Source organism: Flavobacterium sp. TN-1, from assembly GCF_052828645.1.
The window spans coordinates 786,084-810,959 of the sequence record NZ_CM128253.1; the positions used below are offsets into that span (position 1 = coordinate 786,084).

The following is a 24,876-nucleotide window of genomic DNA, read 5'->3' on the forward strand; positions in this document are numbered from 1 at the left end:
ATAAATTATGAGAAAATTACCATTACAATTGTTTGTACTATTTTTAGGTATAGAAACAATTGCACAAGACAAAAGAAATGAAGTCCTGCCCAATGAAAACTTGATTGCAGAAAATATTGCACCCATTTCTAAAGAATTACTGCAAAAGGTAAAAAAATATACAGAAACAAGGGGAGCTGGTTTATCAACCGTACATCCTATAAAAGATGAAGTAATTGTTTTTACGCGCTTTGGATCAACAAATCAATTACATAAGGTAACACAGCCTTTGGGTACTCGTACCCAAATTACTTTTTTTGAAGAACCTATTGCCAACGCATCTTATGAACCAGTAAAAGGAGAATACCTAATCTATAGTCGTGACGCAGGAGGAAATGAATTTGGACAATTATATAAATTAGACCTAAAAACAGGACAGTCCACCTTATTAACAGATGGAGGACGTTCTCAAAATGGAAACGTAACTTGGAAAAAAAAGGGGGCTGGATTTTACTTTTCTTCAACTAAACGCAATGGAGGCGATCGTGATATTTATTATATAAATCCTAATGATCCTTCATCTACTCGATTAGTTTTAGAAGTAAAAGGAGGAGGTTGGAGTATTACGGATATTTCTGAAGATGGGAAAAAACTGCTCATTACAGAAGGTATTTCAGCTAACGAATCGCATATTTGGATGTTAGACACCACTACAAGTAAACTAACAGAGATTACTAACAGAACAGACAAAGGCATTGTACAAACAAATGCTAACTTTTCAAAGAAAACAGATGAAATTTGGTTTACAACGGATCGAGATAATGAATTTAAACGTTTGGCATTATTTAACCTTCAAACCAAAAAAATATCATATTTAACCTCCTCTATTCCATGGGATGTAGAAAGCTATGATTTGAGTGAAGATAAAACAAAATTAGTTTTTACAACCAATGAAGGGGGAGTCCATAAATTGTATTTGATGGAAACGGCAACAAAACAATTTAAAGCAATTCCTAATATTCACAATGGCTTAATAGGAAATGTACGATTTACTAAAGAGGGACAAAATATTTTCTTTTCACAATCTACAGCTGACTCTTCTTCGGATGTGTATAAATTAAATTTAAAAACCCAAAAAATTACACGTTGGACAGAGAGCGAACTAGGTGAAATGCAAAAAAAAGATATGTCTATTCCTAAACAAATTGAATGGAAAAGTTTTGACGGAATGAAAATTTCAGGTTTTTATTATCCTGCCTCTCAAAAATTTACAGGAAAAAGACCTGTTATGATTAGTATTCATGGAGGACCTGAAGGACAGTCCTTAGCATCATTTTTAGGAGCTAATAATTATTATACAAATGAAATGGGAGTAGCCCTAATTTATCCTAATGTAAGAGGGTCTTCGGGATTTGGAAAAACCTATTTAGCTAAAGATAATGGTTTTCTAAGAGAGGATTCCGTTAAAGATATTGGTGCTTTGTTAGAGTGGATTGCGCAACAGCCCGATTTAGATCAGGATCGTATTATGATTATGGGAGGAAGCTATGGGGGCTATATGACCTTAGCAACAGCATTTCATTATGCCGATAAGATTCGTTGTAGTGTAGATGTTGTAGGAATTTCTAATTTTAATACATTTCTAAAAAACACAGAAAACTATCGTCGTGATTTACGTCGTGTAGAATACGGAGATGAACGTAATCCTAAAATGTATGAGTTCTTAGATAAAATATCGCCTTTGAATAATACAGATAAAATTAAAAAACCAATGTTTATCATCCAAGGAACAAATGATCCACGTGTACCTGTAACCGAAGCTACTCAAATGCGCGATAAGTTAAAATCACAAGGAAATGTAGTTTGGTACTTAGAAGCAAAAGATGAAGGACATGGGTTTCGTAAAAAAGCAAATATTGATTTTCAGCGTTTAGCAGTTATACGATATATGGAAGAATATTTGCTAAAATAGTATTTCTTTTTAAAAAACGAAGGTGTTCAAAAAGGTATCATTTTGTTATTTAATCTGGTTTAGTCATGTCGCTACAGTCAATCAAAGTCAGACCCAATGAAATCAATAGTTAGGTAAGTTACATAATATTTTATAAGATACCTCTTATTACGGTAGTGATAAACCAAATATTACTTTATTTACTTTTTAGAACACCTTCCTCTTTTTTATTATTGGATAAATAAAGCTTTTAATTCTGTGGCTTCATCTGGTTTCATTTTTCCAGCTAATACCAGACTCAATTGCTTTCTTCTTAAAGCGGCATCATATCTTGATTTTTCCTCCTCCGTTTGAGGTATTATTTGAGGAACTTCAACAGGTCTTCCTGTTTCGTCTACTGCCACAAATGTATAAATAGCTTCGTTAGCTTTAGTACGATTACCCGATTCACGATCTTCAATCCATACATCTAAAAAAATTTCCATAGAAGAATTAAAAGCTCTAGATACTTTTGCTTCAATAGTTACCACACTTCCTAAAGGAATAGATCTATTAAAAGCAACGTGATTTACGGAAGCAGTAACTGTAATTCGTCGTGAATGTCTCCTAGCAGCTATACTTGCTGCACGATCCATTCTAGCCAAAAGTTCACCGCCAAATAAATTATTTAACGGATTGGTTTCGCCAGGTAAAACTAAGTCAGTAATAACAGTTAAGGATTCTGAAGGGTATTTAGGTTGCATAATTTAAATTTTTTACAAAGATATAATGTTTTTTTTGTATAAAAATCTAAAAAACCTTCTAGATAGAAGGCTTTTTTGTGAATTATAAATTTTTTATTAATAACCAAGCTTCTGGATTGTCTTTTTCTTGAATTGTTGTTAGTTGATGTTGTGCATCTGTATAAGTAGCATAGCTACCATAAAAAACAGGAAATAAACCTTGTTCGTTTTGATCTATAATTTTAGCATCAGGGAAACCTTTAGCTTTTAATTCATTTACTGCACGCTCAGCATTAGATAAACTTCTAAAAGAACCAGCAACTAGATGAAAGGCCAATGTTTTCTTTTCTGAATTGAGATGAACAGGATTTTCTATAAAAAATGTAGCCTCTTGTAATTTAGTTTCTACTTCTTTTTGAACTTCTTTTTGAACCGTTAATGATTTTGATTGCTCTTCTTGTTCAAGGTAACTTAAATATCCAAAAGTTCCAGATCCTACACCTACCGCTAATATGGCTGTATATTTTAAAAAGTTTCTAAATGGATTTTTCTTTTGCGGAAGACCCAAAATAGGTTCTTCCTTTTCTTCTTCTTCTAATATTTTAATAGTCTCCTGAGGAACGATTGTTTTCAAGACCTCGCGTTTAATAGTCGGAGATACTAACGAAGTAAGCCCAAACGATGAAGTTAAATAATTAGTATGTTCAAATGCCTCAAATACGATATGATTTTCAATATTATATTTTAAGATACCTATGTTTTTTAAAATAATAAATTCACGTCTTTGCAAATTTTGTTCCCATTCTTTTACTAAAGAATCCAATTTTGCTACAGCTATTGTGTAACTTATCCCTTCCTGTAATGCTATGTGATTAGCTAATAAACCATCATTATTTTTTATGTAACTATTAAATGAAACTACTTTTTTAGGAGGAAAAAAAGTAGTTATGTTTTCTTGTACAGTGGTCGTTATCGTTTCAGTTAAAAAAGCACCTATATTAGGAATAATTACGCACTGATAACGATAAAGTAATTCGGATATATATTGTTCGATATTCATCTGTTTTTTAAATAATCTTTTAAACTAATCTCACTAACTGCAAAAAACCTTTTTATTTAAATAGGTAATTCATTTTAGATAAAATTAAATTCTTAGAGAACAAAATTAAAAATTACAAGTCAAATTAAAAATTTTATTAACAAATGTTATCAACAATTAAAAAATATGTAACTTGTAACATTATTATTTATACGCCATGTTACATACTGATTTATTTTATGCCTTAGCTCTTTTGAATACAGAAGGAGTAGGAGATGTTATTGCTAAAAGATTGATCTTGAGTTGCGGATCAGCAGAAGAAGTATTTAAAACCAACCCTACACAATTAGCCAAAATTGATGGAGTAGGAGGTTTTTTGATACAGAATTTAAAAAAAACAAATTTATTTACCAAAGCAGAAAAAGAATTATCTTTTTTACTAAAAGAATCCATTAACGTATGGTATTTTCAAGATTCTTTATATCCTACGAGATTAAAAGAATGTTATGATGCCCCTATTTTATTATTTACAACAGGAAACATTCATTTAGAAAACCCAAAAATCATTAGCATTGTTGGTACACGACAAGTAACACGACAAGGTATAGATTTTTGCGAAAATCTTATTCAAGATTTAGCACCTCTTAACCCTGTTATTATAAGCGGATTTGCCTATGGAGTAGATATAGTAGCACACCAATGCGCTATGAAATACGGATTACAGACTATAGGTGTTTTAGCACATGGTTTGAACCAAATTTATCCCAAAAGTCACAAAAAATATATGCGAAAAATGGAAGAAAATGGGGGATTTATAACAGAATTTTGGAGTACTTCTAATCCTGATAGAGAAAACTTTGTAAGACGCAATCGAATAGTAGCAGGTATTTCAGAAGCTACTATTGTAATTGAGAGTGCAGAACAAGGAGGTTCTCTATTAACTGCCCAGATGGCTAATAATTATCATCGTGATGTTTTTGCTGTACCAGGAAGAGTAACCGATAAATATAGTAAAGGATGTAATAATTTGATAAAAACAAACAATGCACAATTATTAACAAATGCCACAGATTTAATTTACCATCTGAACTGGGATTTAAAAAAATCAATAAAATCTATACAAAAACAACTGTTTGTTTCTCTCGAAACAGAGGAACAAATCGTATATGATTTTTTAAAAACTAAAGGCAAAGAACACCTAGACTATATTGCACTCCAATGCGAACTACCTATTTATAAGCTATCTTCTATATTCTTAAATATGGAATTAAAAGGCGTAATTAGACCTTTACCTGGAAAATATTTTGAGATTGTTTAAGTTTTTTTAGGTTAATACCCACAAAATCTGTAAGTTATAAAATTAAGACTTGGATTTTTAACTTACAGATTTGGTGGAACAGTGTCAATAATCTATTGTATGTTCAGTACTAATACTTATAATAGCAGTATTCTATTTTACTGTAATATAATATATTTCTGCTTTTTTTGATAATTCACATTTTATTGTAGTAGTAATTGAATAACTTCCTTCATTTTTTTTATTTTGAGGATTATTATAAATCAATGAATATGAAATCAAAAATATATTGAAAAATTAAGCATCATAATTCCATGTTATTAATATTATGCCATTATTATCTCTCCATTTTATCCAATGATTTTTATTATTATCGTCTTTAATCATAAGCCAATTATCTTTGATTCTTACAGGATAATAAAATTGGTTGTTGTCATATTTTGAGGTTTTTGATTTTTCGGAAGGACTAATATGTAAGGGATTAGTTTTCGAGTCAAATTCTACACTAAATATAGAATTTACTATATGTTCTTGAATTGTTTCTAATTTAAAATTAGTATCTAAAACAGATATTAATTTTTTTATTCCGTTTTCCTCATCTAAAATAATTTCGTAAAAACCTTCTTTTTTTCCCAAGCAACTAAAAACTAAATCTAAATTTTCACTTTCTAGATAGAATGGACTAAATCCTTTAAAAGCTATAAAATTTTCATTGAATTTAATTTTTTTAAATGGTTTTTTATTTAAATTAATTCAAGTTGCTAGTTAATCGACTTATTTAATTGGAGTCCAAAAAACGAATAATGTTAGTTTTATAAGGAATCCATTTAATGTGACTGCATGTATTGTTCTAGGGAATAATTTTTTAATGTCACTTATTGTGGTTTCTACTTTTTTTCTCATTTTTAATTTTTCATTTTTTTGTTGTTCAGTATCAAATCTTTTTGAATTTGATTTTCGCTGTACTTTCAATAAAATACATTTTTCTTCTTTAGCAAAATCTTCTAATTTATAATTTGTATAAGCACTATCAGCGTATATTGATGCTTCAGCTGGCAATTTATCAATCATTTTCCCAATAGCCTTTCCATCTCCAGTTTTCCCTGGTGTAAAATGAAAAGCTATTGGGATTCCATTTTTTGTGGTAAGTAATTGTACTTTAACTCCATAAAAATAATTTCGCATACTTGCTGTATAACCTCTCCATTTCTTACCACTAACAATTTTACAATTCGCAATTCGCATATTATGACAAAATGCTACTGGAAATGAATCTATTATATATTGCATCTCACAACAAATATCTTTAAAATAAGAACTTATAATCTCAAATAACTCATAAAGCAAACTTCCAATTTTATGTAATCTTCTATTAAATCTACTCTTGTCAAGCATCTTTTGTATAAATCCATATTGTTTCATAAACTTTATAGCTGAACTATGATTTCCATAAAAGCTTGTTGATGACACAATCGCAGTTAAAATAATTTCACTATCGCTAACCTGTCTTCTTATATCTTCTGGATGTTCAATTCCTTTTAAAATATCATCAATTAAACAAAAAATTGATATAATTTTGTCTTTGAAAAGCATTGGTGTTGTTTTTTGGTTCACAAAACAAAATTACTTAACCTTTGCTTTGTTTTTTATAAATAGCAACTAGCAACTTGAATTAATTAAAAAGGATGAGATTATTTTTTAATTTTCATTATTTTTCCATCTGAATTGATCTTATAACTTTCATTAAGTTTCTTATATTTCTTTGAAAACCTCATTTCAAAAATAGTTATTAATAAATCTTTACTTAAAATAAAAGATTTATTAATGTAATTAACATTTTCAGGTATATCTCCATCAGCCTGAACTCCAATTAATTGTTCAGAAATTAACTGACCTTTACCAACACTTATTATCATACTATTTAACAGATAATCCGTATTTTCATCACGTATTTGAAAAACATAAGTTTCAAAAGGCAATCCTCCGTTATCTAGATGGTATATAACATCAGGTTTGTTTTTATTTATTTTCTTGTTAATCAAACTAGTAACTGATTTTAATTCATTTCCAATAATTTTAGGATATTTTTCATTGCACTTTGCATTATCTTCTAGATAACATTCATCCAAATATTCCTGATAATCAAATGGTAATACAACTAACGATTTTTTTTCAGAGGATTTTTTTAATGCCTTTTTGAAAGTAATAATATAATCTGAATATTGAAGAAGCAAATAATCATTCGCGAAAACTGTAACCCCTCCTTCTAGAAAAAAATCTTTGAAAGGGTATTTTTGAGCATCTTCATAACTTAATTCAATATAATTAACCTCTTTCTTTATATCAATATTATAGTTTTTGTATAAATAATCAGTGTAATAATTGTATACATAGTTTCTGCCAAAAAATTGTTTTGATTCTGATTTATCACTTACGTATTTGGCTGAAACATTATTAATAAATATTTTATTTCCATCAATTTCAACTTTAATTGATTTCAGTCTTGAAATTATTGAATCTTGACTTTTATTTTTTGAAATTTGTTTGACCTCAACTAATTCAAATTTTGTTTTTCCATTTTCAGAATTAGGAATATTTTTACTTTCAGTAATTGTAGAACTATCAACTATACTTGTTATTGAATTAGACTTTTTTTCTATTTTTATATCAACTTTTGCATCTGTTTTAAAGCTTGATAAAAAAATAAAAAAATAAACTAAAAATTTGCTTTGTTGCAATTTAATGTGTCGAATCATAAACATTATTTTTAAACATATTTATTTCTGCTTTTCTCCTTTTAACTAATCCTGATGTACCTCCATTTGTTACATCACTCATTTCATCGGCTCCTGCTTCATATTCTTTATTATTTATCTTCTTTTTAATTAGTGTTTCGCCTTTATTTTTTCCTCCTGTATTTAAAAATTCTGGTCCTGTATTGAAAACAAGACTTACCAAAGCATCGTATTCATATTGATATAAAGGAACAATTATATCTCTTTTTATCGCTTCTTCAAATTTAGACAATCTCAATTCAAACAATTCTGTTGCTCTCTTCTCAGTTATGCCATTTTTAAATTCATCAGGAATTGTAATATCCTCACATTTTTTTCTTTTTATTAAATGACCATAACCAATAGTACAATATCCTTCGGAATCATTATAAGCCTTAGGTTCAAATTTTTCCCAATCTTTTATGAATTGCTTTCCTTTATCCGATAGCTTTAGGGTTTTAGGGTCAACTCTTCCATTCGAGTCTTTTTTTTCAGCTTCTGGTTTACCTTGAGGTGTAAAACTTCTAAAGCAATTACACAAATCATTTAATCCCATTTCCCTTGCTAATTGAACTAAACTCTTACTATTTAGGGACTGACTATTTTTACAAAAATATTTATCTTCTAAATAAATTGAATCAAATCGTCTAACATCAAAATGAATCCAACTAAAAGTATGATCAAATCTAACTTTCCCATTTTTTTTATATAACAAATCAATTGGTTCTATTGAAAATTTATTTGGATTTGTCCAATTTTCTTGTCCCCCTAAATATTTTATATAGAATTCGTCTCTAATTTTTCGCAATGTTTCTAAATTCTTTTTTTGTTCACCTCTGATTTTCCAATCTCCTTTACTAAACTGAATATCAATTGCTTTTCCTTGATGATTTGTTGTTGTATAATTTTTAAATCGACATCTATATCCAGATGAAATTAAATCTAGAGAATAAATAGTTTGCTGGCTGAAATAAAATTTCAAAGTTTTTAAACCAAACAATAAACTTCTATGTATTCCTGGATATTCATAATTATGATTTGCTTCATTATGAGGAGTTGCTTTATATGTACCTTTTCCTGTATGATCACCAAAACCATCGCAAATATTTTTTTCTTTAATTCCTCTTAATTCAGAACTAGCTTGTCTACCTTTGGTTGAACAACTACACTTTAATTGGTCCCAAAAAGTTACACCTATATCAAACTTAGTAGAAAAATCATCAATCGCTCTCAACACATTACCACAAACCTTTCCCGTTTCAGGAACTTTCATATAATCACGTTGAAATTGCTTAATCATTTTTTCAGTACGCTCTGTGAATTCATCCGTTGGAACATTTCCACCAAAACCAGCTAAACGAATATTAATTTCTCGTATGAGTTCACTTTTATCTCCTTTTTTGATACAATATCTCTCACCACAATCTGTACCTCTAGATGATGCTCTCTCCACCTTCGTTTTTCCTATAACAGCGGGGCTTTTTCCTTCGGGGATTTCAATGGTGTGGGGTTTGTCTCTTTGAGCGGTTCCTTGGGTTTCTGCCCAATCCCATATTTCGTCTATGGTTTCTGAAATGCTTCTAAATACTCCTTTCTCTTCTTTTTTACTCCTTGGTTTGTGCTCTGCCAGAGAACCTTTACTTTTTTATTTCTACGTTTGAGGTTGTGTGTTTTTGTTTTGTAATATCGCTCCTTTTTCTATACAAATCCTTGTCTTCTTTCTAAGGTTATATACCTGTGGGGCAAGGAAAATGTTGCCATTTTCCTTCTTCTATCTCAGTTATGTCCCCAATTGGTTTTTAGTTTGTAAAGGAGTGTTTGAATTAAAAATATAAATTTTATTTTATTCGAAATTTTCGATAATAAATGAAATATTTCTTCTTTCTATTTTAGCCAATTTACTTGTAACATCTTTGTAAAGAGGTTTATACCATTTTTGTTTACCAAAATAAGTTGCTAAATCTTTACTTTTAAAAATGTATCCGTGTCTAGCGAAAATTTCATTTTTAATAATTCTTATTTCAAATGCTGTAAACTTTTGGAGTTCTGAGAATATTAATTCTCTTTCTGATCCCTCAGGGTATTTTCCTTGTCCTTCAGCATAAAAATCCTTTTGCTCAGATTTTAAAATATTGCTTTCTGAGTCAAACGAATAGTTTGAAATAATTACTACGAAAAAAGATATATGTAAAAATAATGTTTTCATATTACTCAATATTTCCTGGATAAGCTACTCCGTCTCCATCAATTTTCGCTTCTTCCCATTGTTTTTTAAAGTCTTTTAAATTATAAAATTTATGTTTTATAAATTCTTTTGAATATTTTCCTTCAGTTTTTCTACCTCCATCAAAGTTTTGTGCAAAAAAACCCATATTCGAAAATGGATCATAATCATTAGTGTTTAAGGCTATAAAATTTAAAATATTGGCAATTATCTCTGCTTTTTCAGAAATAGGCAACTCACTTTTGTCTATATATCTTAAATATTCATCGTTTAAAAAATTAAAATATTCTTTTTTATTTTCTTTTTCATTAATTATGTCTAGAGTTTCTTTATGAAATGTTATTTTGCCATCACAGGTTTTATGCCATAATAATTTATTAATTTCTTCAATATTTGAATTTTTTATGATTTTTTGGTTATCAAAAACAAATTCTAACAGTTGTTTGTCTTTTACATATCCGAAAGTTTTTACTAAAGATTCTAAAAAGTATTTATCATTTTTTTGTAACCATACAAATGATTCATTATTGTCATTAAATAAATATTTATTACGATTAATCGTTATTTTATTATTGATTTCCTGTTCTATTTTTAAATCACTAATTTCATACCAATATTCTATACTACAATTATCTCCATTTTTATTTTTGAATGATTTTTGGAGTTTTTTTTCTTCTTGATAAAGTTTAGGATATAGTGATTTATAATCTATAATTTCTGGTAAATAATGAAAATCAAAAATTAACTTATGAGTTTTACTAACATAAACTCCTTTATTATCAATGTTGTTTATAGGTAATAAATTTAATTTTCTATCACATATATCAAAAAAATTAAAATATAATATTTTTTTATCTGACTTAAAATCAATAGTCCTATTGAATATTAATTTTATTTTACTTGAAAATTCTTCTTCGGTTAATCTCTTAAATTTATTTGATTCTAAAAGGGTTGATTCTAAATTTGAACAAGCTTCTAAATCATTCATATCAAAGCTATTTTTAGGTAGTTCTACACCTGCCTCATCTAGATATTGTTTCGCTCCTTTTTTTAATTGTTTATTTAATATATCTTCTATCATTTTTATTTTGTTTACAGAAATATTTGAATCTTGGATTTCACTATCTTTATTTGTATTATTATTCTTACAGTTCAAAAATTGAAAAGTAACTAATAGGATTAAAAATTTTATTATTTTATTCATTTTATTTTTTTTATCTTGATGAACTATTAGAATTTTCTTCTTCAACGTCATAAATAGGTAATTTTTTTTCATTTTCCTTAGGATTATAATTCTTTGGTTTCATAATCGCGAAAATGTCTTTACTATTTTTTGAAACACTACCCATGCAAATTTTTTGTCCTCCTGTTACTTTTGAACCTTGATTACCTCCTAAATATATATATTTTTCACCTGTCTTATTCTCTCCTACAATTATAGCAACATGAGAGAAAGAAAACACAATTACTGCTCCAACGAAAACTTCACTTTTCTCTCCATTTATCCAGCCATCTTTTGTTGAGTTTCCTTTAATTCTTAAATTGCCCTCTTCTGCCCAATCAAATGCTCCTACATTTCCTTTTTCATTTGTATCCTTATATTCTGTGTGTTGAAAACACCAATGAACAAATGTAGCACACCAAGCATCTTTGTAAGTTAAACTTGGAGAACCTGAAAGTTTAAAATATTCAGAAATTCTTTCCTTTAACGGGCTTTCTTTTTCTGTTATCCCTTTGTATTTCTCGAATTCTTCGAATGCAACATCTACCCAAGGGGCACGTTCTTTATTATTACTTATAATTTCTTTTTCATCAATACATTTTCCTTTAAAAATATGATTTTTACCTAAATAAAATCCTTCATCTTTTAAAACCTGTTCAATTTCTTTTATTGTTGTTTTTCCTCCTATAAAACCAGGTCTACTTTCATACTTTTGTCTAGTGTAAACCCATTTTTTCCGTTTTTCTTTTTCTCCCTTTTCTGTTAAAAATTTTGGATTTGATGAATATCCATACTTAGTTACCCAAGGTTCTCTATTTATATTTATTTGGCGCTGCGCTGCATTTGTTTTACTACCATCTCCATCAGGAACACTTATGCTTTCATCAAAAACAGCATAATTAGGATCATTACCTTTTCCCACAGCACTTGGTTTCATTACTAATAAATACATATCTGTCATAGTATTTAGCTCATCTTTTCTTTTCATAAAGTAAGCTTTTACATAATCCATTTGTTTTATAAAAGTCATCTTCTTTAATTCAGCCCTTGTTGTACCTACTCCCTTAGCTGCTGCATCATTAAATTGAATTAAGCCTGAGAAACCTATACCATTATCAGCTGAGGGGCTAAATGTTTTATTTGTCTCAATGTACATTATAGACATTAGCTGGCTCGCTTTTTCTTTTTTGTTTTTTTCTCCCCAAAGTTCTTGACAAACTTCAAGCACTTTTTTTCTTTGGTCGCAAGTTAATTTATCACTCCAATAAAATTGGTTCTCTTCTTGTTTACAAAAGCACACTCCTTTCTTTTCCTCTTTTTTCTCCACCTTCGTTTTTCCTATAACAGCGGGGCTTTTTCCTTCGGGGATTTCAATGGTGTGGGGTTTGTCTCTTTGAGCGGTTCCTTGGGTTTCTGCCCAATCCCATATTTCGTCTATGGTTTCTGAAATGCTTCTAAATACTCCTTTCTCTTCTTTTTTACTCCTTGGTTTGTGCTCTGCCGGAGAACCTTTACTTTTTTATTTCTATGTTTGAGGTTGTCTGTTTTTGTTTTGTAATATCGCTCCTTTTTCTGTACAAATCCTTGTCTTCTTTTTGAGGTTATATACCAGTTGGTCAAGGAAAATGTTACAAGAGGCTATCCAATAATTTTAGGATAGCCTCTAACTTATTTTGATACAATTCTTGATTTGTGTACATAACCTTTTTTACCATCTTTAGTTTCTACCAAACACCAATCTTCTTCATCAGGATTAGTTATAACATTAATATTTTCACCCGAATTAATTTTAGTTATTACTTTTGAATTTATTGATTTATCCTCTCTTAGGTTAGTATATCCATCTTTGTCGTAGATTATATAATTTTGATAAGCTTTATTTATTAAATTAAATATTTTTTCAATATGTGAATAAGATGGATCATAATAATTTTCAACATCTATTTTACCATTCAAACTTTTAAAATATTTTAATTGTTCTTTTGACGATTCTAATTCTTCTATATTAAATATATAACCATTTTTGGCAAGTGTTTTAACTGCGCTGAAATCTTCTTGTTCTATAGCTTTAGACATCAGTGTGTGTAGACTTGATACATTTAATTTATATTTTTTTATAAAATAGTCTAACCATTCTCCATTTATGAAACTTTCTGAATTTGTAAAAGTTTCGTTATTAATTAAAGTCTCTAAATTTCCAGAATCGAAATTTTCAGGATTTGAATTTTCAAATAGAATAAGCTTTGATTTGAATTCTTTTATTTCAGTTATATCCTTATTAAGGTCTTTTGGAGTGAAATCAATATTGCTACCTTCGTTAAAAAGTTCATTAAAATCAATTTTTGTATTTTCCATAGTAGTGTTTTTTGCATTTAAATTTTCACATTTAAGAAAGAAATCGAAATCAGACGGGTTAAATTTTAATTCAACTGGATTCTCAATATCATTAGTGATGTCAAATAGTTTTCTTTTAGCTACATCAATAATCAACCAACCAATACTATTTTCTATATTAGTTCCAGATTCTGACTCTACAAATAATCTAACAGTAATTTTGTTATCTTCTTTTTTGTCAATTTCTGCTTTTATCTTTGATTTAAAAGGGTTTGATATACTAGAGTTTTTGATGAGTGAAACAAGTATATTATCACAATTTAGATTTTTCTCAATACTTTGTTCTAAATTTTTCGACTCCTTTTTTGTTTCATTTTTACAAGAAAACAAGGAAATAATTAATAAATTGATAAAGACAATTTTTTTCATTTTATATTGATTTATTTGAAATTTTTAACAATTCGTGCTCTAATACCTTTTAATTGTTCTTTGTAAATTTCTTGTGCCTCAACATCATTTGCATTATAAGCATATTTTGAAAATATGCATTCTTTTCTGTTTTGATACTTTCTTTTAAATTATCTAAATCAGGTAGTATCTCTGCTCCTTCTTTTATGTATTTTCCTTCAGTTGATAAGACATAATCTGAATCTTCGTCGAAAAATTTTATTTATGTATATCCAGTTTCAGATACTTGGCTATTATCTATTCCTAAATTATAGTTTGTTATAGCACTAAAATCGTAATCAATTTTTAATCCATTGTTGTTAAAATATTCTTTGAAAATCTTTATTTCTTTTTCCGAATCTGTTTTCTTTATGCTCAACAAATATCTTTAAAATAAGAACTTATAATCTCAAATAACTCATATAGGATTGATCCAATTTTGTGTAACCTTCTGTTAAATCTACTTTTATCTAACATATCTGGAATAAATCCATATTGTTTCATAAATCGAATAGCTGAATCATGATTTCCATAAAAACTAGTCGATGAAACTAAGGCTGTCAGAATGATTTCACTATCACTTACTTTTCTTCTTATATCATCTTGATGATTAATTCCTTTTAAAATATCATCAATTAAACAAAAAAATGATATAATTTTGTCTTTGCAAAGCATTGGTGTTGTTTTTTGGTTCACAAAACAAAATTACTTAACCTTTGCTTTGTCTTTTATAAATATCAACTAGCAACTTGAATTAATTAATCTCAAAGAAAATCTTTCAAACTTAAAAGTTTGTTTCTTTTTTCCCAATAAATGTATTTTTCATATTCGTGCTTCAGATTATTCTCTTTGCTACATGCGTTTATACTTATCTAGTTCCTATTCAATTTCAAATACTGCTTACTTATCCTTTTTTTTCAATAGGTTGGGGATGATAACTTAGTCTACTTTTATGTGTTGATATTGACAAATTTTAAACATTATCTATTTTACATAAAACATCATTATTCATTTTACAAGATAGTTCTATACAACCTTCTTTTTAAAATTTATTTTCGTATGAACTCTGTAACTTCTAACCAATCTTTATTTACAAAAGATTTAGATCTTATAAAAATTTTATTTCTAACTTTTTTTATAAAAATATCATTATCGGGGTTTTCATCAGAACAAGGTCCTGTGCCTTGAAATATATCGCCCCTCTTTTTTAATATATAAACTCCTTCGCACCAATAATCCATTACATCTTTTGATTTTATACTAACAATCATTTTTTGAGATCTAAATGATAGAAAATAGGTGAGTTGAATATTCTTTTTATCACCAATAACTTCTGTCGTAACTTCATACCTACCATTTAATCTGTTACTTTTTTGAAAATAAAAAGATAATAACAATAAAAATAATTTCATAATTAGTCAAATATATTTAAGTCGATTAATAGTCTATTACCTTCTTTCCATTTAACAAATCCTTCCAGATCTTTATTGGAACCACAGCAACCTGTAGAAGTACTCTTTAACCACATAGTGTCTTCTTCAATTTTTTCAACTTTAAAGGCTTCGTTTATAGAGTCATAGCTTTTATAAAAATTATCATCTGATTTTACTATTAATGGATTATTAGGTAAAATACCTATATATTCATTTGATATAAATTCTGACCAAGGTTGAAAAGTAAAATCATATTGATTTTTCTTTATTTTTTTTTGTTCATTATTTACATATATATAGATATACTCATCCTCTTCATTAAATTGATTGCAATCAAAAAGAGTATAAAAAAAATCATGATTAGGCACGAATCTCCTAGCTATTATCTTGTCATTATTATACATCATTGTATAGCTGTCGTCTAATAATTTAAAAATTTCATATTCTGAATCATCAAGATTGAAAATTATTAGAGGTTCATTCTCATTCAGAAAAATATCAATTACACCGTCACCATTAATTTTATTTTCAGAATAAGATTCAATTATGTTGTCTGAATAAATTAACTTCATATTAATCACAATTATAAAATTCAACATTCATAATGTTATTATTTCTCCATTTTATCTCTTTTTCAATTTTATCTTTAGAAGAGATTTTTTCACCGCCACAATCTTCAATGTTTATTGTTTTTGCTAATACAGTGTTTGCATCAATTATTTTTAATACTTTAAAAATATTTGCATTGTCATCAAAACATTTAAAATTTGATTTCATGATATATTCATTCCATGAAATAAAACCATAATCAATATCTGCTTTTTTTATATTTTTAGGTTCTTTATTTATAAAAATAGTTATGAAATCGTCTGTCTTGTCAGGGTTTTCTGCATCAAATTCAAATTGATCAAAATCAGGAACTATATATCTAGCAACAATTTTTCTTGGAAGTTTAAAATCATATCCTAAATCATCTTGGTTTAAAATAGTACCAAATAAAGTTTTGTCCAAATTATATATTTTCAGTTCGTTTTCAAAAGACAGTTCTACTACCCCATCTCCTCTAGTTGTGTTTTCTTGATAAACTTCAATATTATTATTTGAATATAACAGTTTATCTTTAATGACTGGATTTTTTTGGTTATCTTTTACTTCTGTATTTATTGACTTTATTGAATCTGTTTTGAGTTTTACTGTACTGACTTTTTCATTATTTTCTTTGCAAGAAAATATCATTGTTAGTATAATTACACTAATTATTTTTTTACTTTTCATAGTTTTATTCTTTTGTTTCTTTATATTTAGGATTATAACCTACTTTATTTAAATGTATATGATTATGATGACCTTCTAATGGAGTACATTTTTTAAGAATGAAATTTTTGCCATCTAGGGTTATATTATAACTTAAGAAAGTAGAATAACCAAACTTTACTAATGCTTCAATAAATTTTTCTTGTCTTGTGACATCTAATTCCGTTGGGTTATTGTTAATTTCTAAGCCAATAAGTTTTTTGTCTTTTCTTAAATACCTGAAGTCTCCAGCTGTACCATTTATATGGGATACACTTGGTGCTCCAGTACCATCTGAAGTTGTAAATCCATTCATTTGTACATCATCAAATGCACACTCAGCTAATGCTCCTATAATGGATGCAAAAACTTTAGGATTTACATATTCTCTTGTAGTATTGTCAGCTAGTTTAATTTTTACCTTTCCTTCTGTGTAATTCAGCGGTAATTTCATTTTTAGTAATTCAACTGTACCGTTTCCTTTTTTGAAATATCTTGTTTTACCCTCAGCAATTCTTTTCTCCCATACTCCAGTTTTGGTTTTAGTCTTTTTCCCTTTTTCCCAAACTCCAGCAGTAATAAAATCAAAAATGCAGATTTCATGCTCTGTTCCGTCCTCATCATGGTAAACGTATCTATATTTTCTCTCATAACCAGATTTTATTTGCTTGGGTATTTGCTTTTCTATCCTTCCTTCTTTAAAAATATGATAGGTTGTAATACCTTTAGAGTCAGTTTTAATTGTTGGAGTTGGTATACAAGTAAAATTATTTTCTTTGTTTGACTGTCCTAAACTATAACTGGATTTATATCTACCTAAAATTTCCTTTCTTTGTATTTTACCATCACTATTATTTTCGGTATCAATACTTATATTTGATTCATATTCATCTGTTCCTTCTCTATAAAGAATAAAATCATCTCCTTTTGCTACTCCTTTAGGAGCAAAAACGTGTAAGTATATATCTTCCGCTGATTTGAATTTTTTATGCGCATCTCCAAGTTCAAAATATTTCTTTACATAGTCAAGCTGAACTAATTCAGACATTTTTGCAAATTTGAGTTTAACACGATTTAATTCATCAAAACGTTCTTCAACTGATAAACTTTTATTGCTTTTATATTCACCTAAAGCCACTAAAGCATCTTGTGTAAATTGTATTAATCCAACTGCTCTTGAAGATTTTCTTTTACCATTTTTTCGGAAATGTTTAATCTCCATATCTTCTTTGGGAATTAATGATTTATAACCTTCAAGTTGATTTGCTTTAAATGTTTCTCTTGTTTCAACTCTCATCACCGCCATTAACCCATTAGCCATTTCAATTTTCTTACTTTCTCCCCATAATTCTGCACAAATTTGAACAACTTTCTTTCTAAAATCACAACTTACTTTATTACCCCATATCAAATCATACTGTTTACAAATACAATGGGTTTTTGTATTGTTTTTCGGATATTCCACCTTCGTTTTTCCTATAACAGCGGGGCTTTTTCCTTCGGGGATTTCAATGGTGTGGGGTTTGTCTCTTTGAGCGGTTCCTTGGGTTTCTGCCCAATCCCATATTTCGTCTATGGTTTCTGAAATGCTTCTAAATACTCCTTTCTCTTCTTTTTTACTCCTTGGTTTGTGCTCTGCCGGAAAATCTTTACTTTTTTATTTCTACGTTTGAGGTTGTGTGTATTGGTTTTGTAATATCGCTCCTTTTTCCGCACAAATTCTTGTCTTCTTTTTAAGGTTATATACCTGTGGGGCAAGGAAAATGTTGCCATTTTCCTTCTTCTATCTCAGTTATGTCCCCAATTGGTTTTTAGTTTGTAAAGGAGCGTGTAGTACAAAACGGCGTTGAGCCGTTTTTATTTATTATCTTAAAAAGATAGACTATTTATTGATTGTCAAAATTAGTAATAGATTACTTAGTCTTAAGTATTGTGCCGTCTTTTTTTACTTGATATTTTTCCAATATTTTTTTTGTTAATGTATTATATTTAATATCATAAACAACTATTGATAAATCCTTTTCAAAAACAAAAGATTGATAGCTCTCATTCTCAGGCATAGCGTAACCTATAGATGCGCTTGAAATTATTTTATCATTTCTTACTGATATTAATGTTTGTGAATCAGAATCACCATATGTACAATATATATAATTTTTGAAGTCCAAGTTACCATTGTTGATTTTAAAAATTTTATCAGGACTATCTTCTGAATTTCCTGAAATCAACTTTTTAACGTTCTCTAATTCATTACCTTCCAAAAATGGATATTTTTCTTTGCACTTTTTTTCATTGTTCCCACATAATTTAGTCATTTCTTCAAAATTAAAAGGGAGATTTACCATTTCTGAAGCACTTATTGTATTATTTTGAATGTTATTAGAATTATTTAATTCTCTCCATTCAGATAACGAAATCATATTTCCTTCTATAGGTTCTAATACTTTAATATTTTCGCAATTCCCTTTTTCTACATTAAAAGTAAAGTATGTTTCAAATCTAATATCTGAATTATAACCAGTTTTAATTTGATAAAATGTTTTATTTTCTACAACTAAACTGTCAGACATTAGCGATATACCTTTTTTATGATTAGATATAGAATCAATGAAGTGATTTTGTTTTACAACTTCATTTAATCCTAAAATTTCATTTTGTGCTTGATTTAAATTGCAATTATTGGAAATTGGAAATTTATTAATATTGCTTTGTTTTTTTTCCTCTGTCTTTTTACAGTTTATGAAAAGAAGTAAAAATGAACTAAGAATGAATAATTTCTTCATATTTATTTTAATTTATTTAATAATTCAATGTCTTTTTTGATTTCTTCAATCTTTGATGAATAAGATTGGCATTTAAGTTTGCACTCGAGCCATTTTTGATAGTCGCGCACTACACCTTTGAAAATATTTTTTACAGATATTTTATAATTACTTGCAGTAGCAAAAGAACCTAATTTTCCTTTGTCTTGCAATCCTATTAAAAAATCATCAATAGTTTTAGAATCGTCCATAATTGCCACATAAGCTTCTTTGTAATTTGTTTTTAACAAATCAACATATCCCATAAATCCCTTCTCCACACTTGAGAAATTTGCAAATCCATCCTTAATAGGTATTTTTTTACCATTTACTTCTTCATGTGTATTATAAGCTTTACTTCCTAAATCCCCTTTCCCTTTAATATTCATTGGATTGTTGTTTGGAACTTCTTTATCAAAACCATTTTCTTGACGTCTTTGAGCGACCATATATAACCCTTTAAATTTATTTGACTTCCCAAAATTTTTTACTGTTTTTATTGCAGTATTTCCAAATTCTTCATAAAATTCGTATCGGGTTTTTTCAAATATTTTACAAGTTGTACAATTTGAATTGTTTGCTTGGGGTTTCTTTATTGTGAAAGACGCTAAGCAGTTACATACATTTTTAAAACCTAACTCTTGAGCTAAAAGCACTATACTTTTTCCATTTAAACCATTAGAGTCTTTGCAAAAGTATTTGTCATCAAGATAAATAGATTTAAATTCTCTAACATCAATATGTATCCAACTAAATGTATGATCATATCTAACATTTCCTTTTTTATCATACAATAAATCAATTGGTTCTATTGAAAATTTATCCTCGTCTGGCCAATTTTTCTGAGCACCTAAATACTTTATATAAAATTCATCTCTTATATCTCTTAGTTTTGGCAAGTTACTTTTGTTCTCATATCTGATTGGTTCGGAATTTTCACTAAACTGAATATCAATTGCTTTTCCCTGATGATTTGTCGTATTGTAATTTTTGAAACGACACCTGTATCCAGATGATATAAGATCTATAGTGTACATTGTTTGTTTGCTAAAATAAAATTTCAATGCTTTGATTCCAAAAAGCAAACTTCTATGTATTCCTGGATATTCATAATTATGATTTGCTTCACTATGGGGTGTATCTTTATATGTTCCTTTTCCTGTATGATCGCCAAAACCAGTGCATTTGTTTAATTCTTTTATTTTTCTTAGCTTAGAAGTTGTTTGTTGCCCTTTGGTTGAACAACTACACTTTAATTGGTTCCAAAAAGTTACACCTATATCAAACTTAGTAGAAAAATCATCAATCGCTCTCAACACATTACCACAAACCTTTCCCGTTTCAGGAACTTTCATATAATCACGTTGAAATTGCTTAATCATTTTTTCAGTACGCTCTGTGAATTCATCCGTTGGAACATTTCCACCAAAACCAGCTAAACGAATATTAATTTCTCGTATGAGTTCACTTTTATCTCCTTTTTTGATACAATATCTCTCACCACAATCTGTACCCCTAGATGATGCTCTCTCCACCTTCGTTTTTCCTATAACAGCAGGGCTTTTTCCTTCGGGGATTTCAATGGTGTGGGGTTTGTCTCTTTGAGCGGTTCCTTGGGTTTCTGCCCAATCCCATATTTCGTCTATGGTTTCTGAAATGCTTCTAAATACTCCTTTCTCTTCTTTTTTACTCCTAGGTTTGTGCTCTGCCGGAGAACCTTTGGCTTTTTTAATTGCCGTGGGTTGTGATGGTTTTTTATTTTCTGTGGGGGATGGATTTTTTATTTCTACGTTTGAGGTTGTGTGTTTTTTGGTTTTGTAATATTCTACTGTTACATAAAATTCTAGTTCTCGTATGTCTGTCTCGCCTTCCATGGCTTTTTTCATTAATGCTTTGGTTAGCATAAAGTCTACTTCTGCATCTCCGTATAGGTCTACTTTTGCTTTTTTGGTATCAATGAGTTGGTTGGTTGTATTGTGTCCGCTGCCTTTTGCATCGTCTTCCCATAAGGTAAATAGGACTTCTTTGTTAAACATATTTATGCAATGGGCTTTGGCTCGTAGTTTTTCTGTAAAACTAAAAACACTGCCTTTGCTATCGTCTACGTAGTTTAGGTCTACTTTGCAGATTTTCGGGATTTTGCTGGCTTTGGGGGTTATGATTAATCCGCCTCCTTCGGGTTGGTATAAATACCCTTCTAATCGGTAGGTCTCTCCTACTGAGGATTCGCCAAAGGTAAAACTGCTGTCTCCTTTTTTCTTAATATGGGTGGTGGTAAATCTACCATCGCTTCTTTTTTTGAATAGTTCCCAGGTAACCTTTGCTTGTTCTCTTTCGGATATCGGGGTATTAGGGTACCATTCGGATATGTGATAGGTGTATTTTTCGCCTACTGTGGGCGAGGTTACTCCTGATATTGCGGATATGCCTTTTTTCATTATAAATCTGTGTTTTTATTACCAAGCTTCGTTGTTTTTACTGCTGATTTCTTCTTGAAATTCTTCAAAATTCATAATGGGGTTGTATAAATGTTGTTCTCGTGGATTGGCTTTTTTTACTTGGCTTTTACTGCTTTGACTTTGTTGTCCGTGTTTTAAAATCGTTATTTTACCTCCTGTACTGCACTTTAATTCGGATATTTCGGTAACGCATTTTTTGTCTAAAATTTTTACTTTGTCGTAGGTTTTACTCCATTTTCCGGCTGCTGCAAAAGAGCAGGGCAAATAACCTCCGGAGCTGGGTTTTAGTTTGCATTGTCCAAAGGGTTGTGCTGATGGGTTTAGTTGTATGTCTGATTCAGTTACGGCTAGGTAATCTGATTCTCCTTCCGAATCGTTCCAATAGTGTTTGTTATGACTCGTTACTTTAAAGGATGGAAATTCAAAACCTTGGTCGCATTGGCATTGTCCTTTTTGGACTACAAAGTGTTTGCCTTCATGTGCTGTGGAACTTGATGAGGATTGACTTGGACTTGTTTCTTTTTTTGTTGTTTCTTCTGAACTCTTGGATACCGCTACTTCTGATGTTTTTTGAGGGTTTTCAGATGGACTGTTTTTTTCTTTTATATAAGGGGATTCCTCTGCTATTAGGAGTTCTTTTCCTGCTACTACTTCTGCCCCTAATAAGTCTTCTAAAGGACAATATAGGTTGTGAAATGCTCGAAGATGGGCTCCGTCTTTTATAGCAAATTTTTCAGCTAGGGAATTTAGCGTGTCTCCTTTTTGTACTCTATATTTTTTCATATATAGTTGTTTAGTTTTGTTTGTTTGTTTTGTTTAATTTATTTTTAGGGTATGTTTTACATATATTTCTTGGTTGTTTTTTATCTTAAGTTCGGCTTCTGCTTTTAGTAATTGTTTGTTTTTTTTGGAGGTGTAATAGGTAAAACTTATGCTTCCTTCCCAATTTGATAGATCTTCTTCTTGGGGATCTATTGTAGTTTGGGAATATTCTATAACTTTTTTACGTAATATTTCTTCAAATGTGCTCCCTTCTTCATAACTTGATGTAACAATGGTTTTTATATAGTCTGTGTTTTCAAAATCATGTTGTGTTATAACTGCACTTTCTACGTTGTATGAATTGGGTTGAAAATAAAAATAGTCTTTTTTTTCTTCTGTACTAAACCAACTCATATTGGGGAAAAGAACTTGGTATAATAAGGTTGAACAATAACTCTTTAGAATTTTTTTTCTGTCTGTTAAAGTTTTTTCAAACGTATCAATATATGTTTGATTTATTTTACCTGAAAAATAGGTTAAAAGGTCTAATTTTCTTTCTTTAAATTTGTTTATTATTTCTTGATGATTTTTTATGTTTATTATCTGACCTCCAGGATTTATAATAAATTCTATCGGGTATATTGCATTTATACAGGCTATGGCTAATGTAGAGATCTTATCTTCTGGGGTTTCTTCTTCTTTTTGAAAATGGCTGTTTGTTAACGATATTATGGTTCCTTCTTTTTCTTTTGTAGTTTTTAGGGTCGTCTTATAGCTTACTGTAAAGGGTTCTTTTGATGATGTTTCTATTGTTTCTTCTATATCATAACTGGGTTTATGAAAATTTTGGGGTAGGTAGTACAACGGTAAGCTACTTAGGATTCTTACTTTTTTTTCTGTTTCTTTGATTTCTTTAATTTCTTGTGTAGAGGGTAAGATTAGTTCTTTTATTCCTTTTAGGTCATTATAATTTATCAAATATTTTAACTCACAATAAGTATTGTGATACTCTCGAAGTGATTTGCCACTAATTCCTAATTCTTCTGCTACTGATTCTAAGGTATCTCCTTTTTGTACTACGTGTACAGACCAACTGATGTTCATAAGTTTAAAAATATAAAAACAGAATATAATAACATTTACTTATTTATTTTACTAACAATTTTATAATAATTACACTAAACTATAATATTCTTGTTATTTTATTAAATGCAATTTAATTCTTATTTTTTTATTTACAAATATGTTTTTTATAAATTTATTCAGTCAATATATAACAATTTATGATTTAAAAAATTATATAAAAATAAAAAGTAATCAATGAGCTTTTATGACAATGGAGTTTATCTTTTTTACTATTTTAAATGTTTTGTATATTTTATAATAGATTTTTGTGTGACATCAAAGACAGGATTTATAGTGTATCAAAAAAATATTTTTAATATTTTGTTATTTTTAAGTGTTAAAAAATATAATTTTATTTTAAAAAATTGTTTTGCAACTTATTTTTTATACTTTTGTAAGAAATTACGCTTTATATTATGATTTTTTTAACAGATATTACAGTTGTAAATTGCTCTCAAATTTTTGTATCTTTGCGCTGTTTCACAGCTTAAAACCCTTTTAATCAGTTTTTTTATTTGTTGTGAATTGCTTTCAAATTTTGATTTTTTCATAATGAGTTAGAATTCCAATAAAAATGAGGAATTAAATACTTTTCATTTTCTTGATCAAATCACCACTAAGAATGGTTTTCTTATAAAACAAATACCGAGAAATAAAATCAACCTCCAATGAGGTTTAGATAGCAAAGCCTAGCCTTTTGCATATAATAATCAAAAGTTAAATACAAATCGTATTCTAAACTTTACGATAGAAGAAAATTCATATATTTCTTTCTTACAGATATGATTTTACTATATTGAGGACAAAAAATGAAATGTCTTTTTAGGTTCAAAAATTTTATCTGTACTATATTTCTATTATGTACTAATCATTTATAATGCACTACAGCGTTTTTTTGTGTGCTTGCTTATGTCTTTGATAAATTATTTTGTACTCTTGATTCTTATTAAAATATGGTATTAAAAATGAAGTTTTTTAAAAGATAAAATGTACTTTTCAGACTGAGGATGAGGA

General features: G+C 28.8%; 20 protein-coding genes and 2 pseudogenes. 2 read left to right on the forward strand and 20 right to left on the reverse strand.

Translation table 11 applies throughout. From position 1 onward, the window contains the following. Positions 1 to 7: 7 nt before the first annotated feature. Positions 8 to 1,951 (forward strand): S9 family peptidase, encoded by a 1,944-nt coding sequence (locus ACUXZJ_RS03250; RefSeq protein ID WP_081078361.1) that lies wholly within the window; start codon positions 8 to 10, stop codon positions 1,949 to 1,951. Between the two features lie 209 nt (positions 1,952 to 2,160). On the opposite strand, the gene ACUXZJ_RS03255 is transcribed toward ACUXZJ_RS03250, so the two are convergent. After that, positions 2,161 to 2,673: an acyl-CoA thioesterase gene (locus tag ACUXZJ_RS03255; RefSeq protein ID WP_014165800.1), complete on the reverse strand. Its 513-nt coding sequence runs from the start codon at positions 2,671 to 2,673 to the stop codon at positions 2,161 to 2,163. Positions 2,674 to 2,755: 82 nt separating this feature from the next. Continuing rightward, positions 2,756 to 3,712, reverse strand: coding sequence for an HU domain-containing protein (locus ACUXZJ_RS03260; protein ID WP_060381279.1), 957 nt, complete (start codon positions 3,710 to 3,712; stop codon positions 2,756 to 2,758). A 196-nt stretch (positions 3,713 to 3,908) separates the two neighbouring features. Here ACUXZJ_RS03260 and dprA point away from each other — a divergent pair, with 196 nt between their 5' ends. Beyond that, the gene (dprA, locus tag ACUXZJ_RS03265; RefSeq protein ID WP_060381278.1) at positions 3,909 to 5,009 is read left to right on the forward strand and encodes a DNA-processing protein DprA; all 1,101 of its coding nucleotides are present in this window, start codon (positions 3,909 to 3,911) and stop codon (positions 5,007 to 5,009) included. A 276-nt stretch (positions 5,010 to 5,285) separates the two neighbouring features. Here dprA and ACUXZJ_RS03270 read toward each other — a convergent pair whose 3' ends face one another. The 18 genes and pseudogenes from ACUXZJ_RS03270 to ACUXZJ_RS03355 all read right to left on the reverse strand — a co-directional run bounded on the left by ACUXZJ_RS03270 (position 5,286) and on the right by ACUXZJ_RS03355 (position 23,841). Then, a complete protein-coding gene (locus ACUXZJ_RS03270; RefSeq protein WP_063743451.1) occupies positions 5,286 to 5,624 on the reverse strand; it encodes a hypothetical protein in 339 nt (112 codons plus the stop codon). Between the two features lie 125 nt (positions 5,625 to 5,749). Then, positions 5,750 to 6,581: pseudogene (locus tag ACUXZJ_RS03275) on the reverse strand (IS982 family transposase). Positions 6,582 to 6,679: 98 nt separating this feature from the next. Continuing rightward, positions 6,680 to 7,744, reverse strand: coding sequence for a hypothetical protein (locus ACUXZJ_RS03280; RefSeq protein WP_123862024.1), 1,065 nt, complete (start codon positions 7,742 to 7,744; stop codon positions 6,680 to 6,682). Further along, on the reverse strand, positions 7,728 to 9,215 hold the full coding sequence (locus ACUXZJ_RS03285) for a glycoside hydrolase family protein (protein ID WP_446195767.1): 1,488 nt from the start codon (positions 9,213 to 9,215) through the stop codon (positions 7,728 to 7,730). The genes ACUXZJ_RS03280 and ACUXZJ_RS03285 overlap by 17 nt, the downstream gene beginning before the upstream one ends. 390 nt (positions 9,216 to 9,605) lie before the next feature. Further along, positions 9,606 to 9,968, reverse strand: a complete 363-nt coding sequence (locus ACUXZJ_RS03290; RefSeq protein ID WP_060383383.1) for a YARHG domain-containing protein — start codon at positions 9,966 to 9,968, stop codon at positions 9,606 to 9,608. Position 9,969: 1 nt separating this feature from the next. Beyond that, a complete protein-coding gene (locus tag ACUXZJ_RS03295; RefSeq protein ID WP_123907296.1) occupies positions 9,970 to 11,190 on the reverse strand; it encodes a hypothetical protein in 1,221 nt (406 codons plus the stop codon). A gap of 10 nt (positions 11,191 to 11,200) precedes the next feature. Continuing rightward, on the reverse strand, positions 11,201 to 12,535 hold the full coding sequence (locus ACUXZJ_RS03300) for a hypothetical protein (RefSeq protein ID WP_446195770.1): 1,335 nt from the start codon (positions 12,533 to 12,535) through the stop codon (positions 11,201 to 11,203). Positions 12,536 to 12,876: 341 nt separating this feature from the next. Further along, complete coding sequence (locus tag ACUXZJ_RS03305; protein ID WP_063743458.1) at positions 12,877 to 13,971, reverse strand: SH3 domain-containing protein; 1,095 nt, start codon at positions 13,969 to 13,971, stop codon at positions 12,877 to 12,879. 241 nt (positions 13,972 to 14,212) lie between these two features. Then, entirely contained in the window at positions 14,213 to 14,368 is a 156-nt protein-coding gene (locus ACUXZJ_RS03310) for a hypothetical protein (RefSeq protein ID WP_158308428.1), read from the reverse strand. Beyond that, positions 14,368 to 14,664, reverse strand: a pseudogene (locus ACUXZJ_RS03315) (IS982 family transposase); the annotation flags it as partial. The gene ACUXZJ_RS03310 and the pseudogene ACUXZJ_RS03315, both read right to left, overlap by 1 nt. A 374-nt stretch (positions 14,665 to 15,038) precedes the next feature. Beyond that, positions 15,039 to 15,401: a hypothetical protein gene (locus ACUXZJ_RS03320; protein WP_063743459.1), complete on the reverse strand. Its 363-nt coding sequence runs from the start codon at positions 15,399 to 15,401 to the stop codon at positions 15,039 to 15,041. A 2-nt stretch (positions 15,402 to 15,403) separates the two neighbouring features. Then, positions 15,404 to 15,994, reverse strand: a complete 591-nt coding sequence (locus ACUXZJ_RS03325; RefSeq protein WP_145915576.1) for a hypothetical protein — start codon at positions 15,992 to 15,994, stop codon at positions 15,404 to 15,406. A gap of 1 nt (position 15,995) precedes the next feature. Then, a complete protein-coding gene (locus ACUXZJ_RS03330; protein ID WP_060383380.1) occupies positions 15,996 to 16,697 on the reverse strand; it encodes a hypothetical protein in 702 nt (233 codons plus the stop codon). A 4-nt stretch (positions 16,698 to 16,701) separates the two neighbouring features. Continuing rightward, the gene (locus tag ACUXZJ_RS03335) at positions 16,702 to 18,180 is read right to left on the reverse strand and encodes a hypothetical protein (RefSeq protein ID WP_444626122.1); all 1,479 of its coding nucleotides are present in this window, start codon (positions 18,178 to 18,180) and stop codon (positions 16,702 to 16,704) included. A gap of 448 nt (positions 18,181 to 18,628) precedes the next feature. After that, positions 18,629 to 19,498: a hypothetical protein gene (locus ACUXZJ_RS03340; protein ID WP_060383768.1), complete on the reverse strand. Its 870-nt coding sequence runs from the start codon at positions 19,496 to 19,498 to the stop codon at positions 18,629 to 18,631. A gap of 2 nt (positions 19,499 to 19,500) precedes the next feature. After that, positions 19,501 to 21,954 carry a hypothetical protein gene (locus ACUXZJ_RS03345; RefSeq protein WP_060383767.1) on the reverse strand — a complete coding sequence of 818 codons (2,454 nt, stop codon included), beginning with the start codon at positions 21,952 to 21,954 and terminating at the stop codon, positions 19,501 to 19,503. Between the two features lie 18 nt (positions 21,955 to 21,972). Continuing rightward, entirely contained in the window at positions 21,973 to 22,758 is a 786-nt protein-coding gene (locus ACUXZJ_RS03350) for a DUF4280 domain-containing protein (RefSeq protein WP_060383766.1), read from the reverse strand. Positions 22,759 to 22,791: 33 nt separating this feature from the next. Continuing rightward, complete coding sequence (locus ACUXZJ_RS03355; RefSeq protein WP_089047509.1) at positions 22,792 to 23,841, reverse strand: hypothetical protein; 1,050 nt, start codon at positions 23,839 to 23,841, stop codon at positions 22,792 to 22,794. Positions 23,842 to 24,876 lie beyond the last annotated feature (1,035 nt).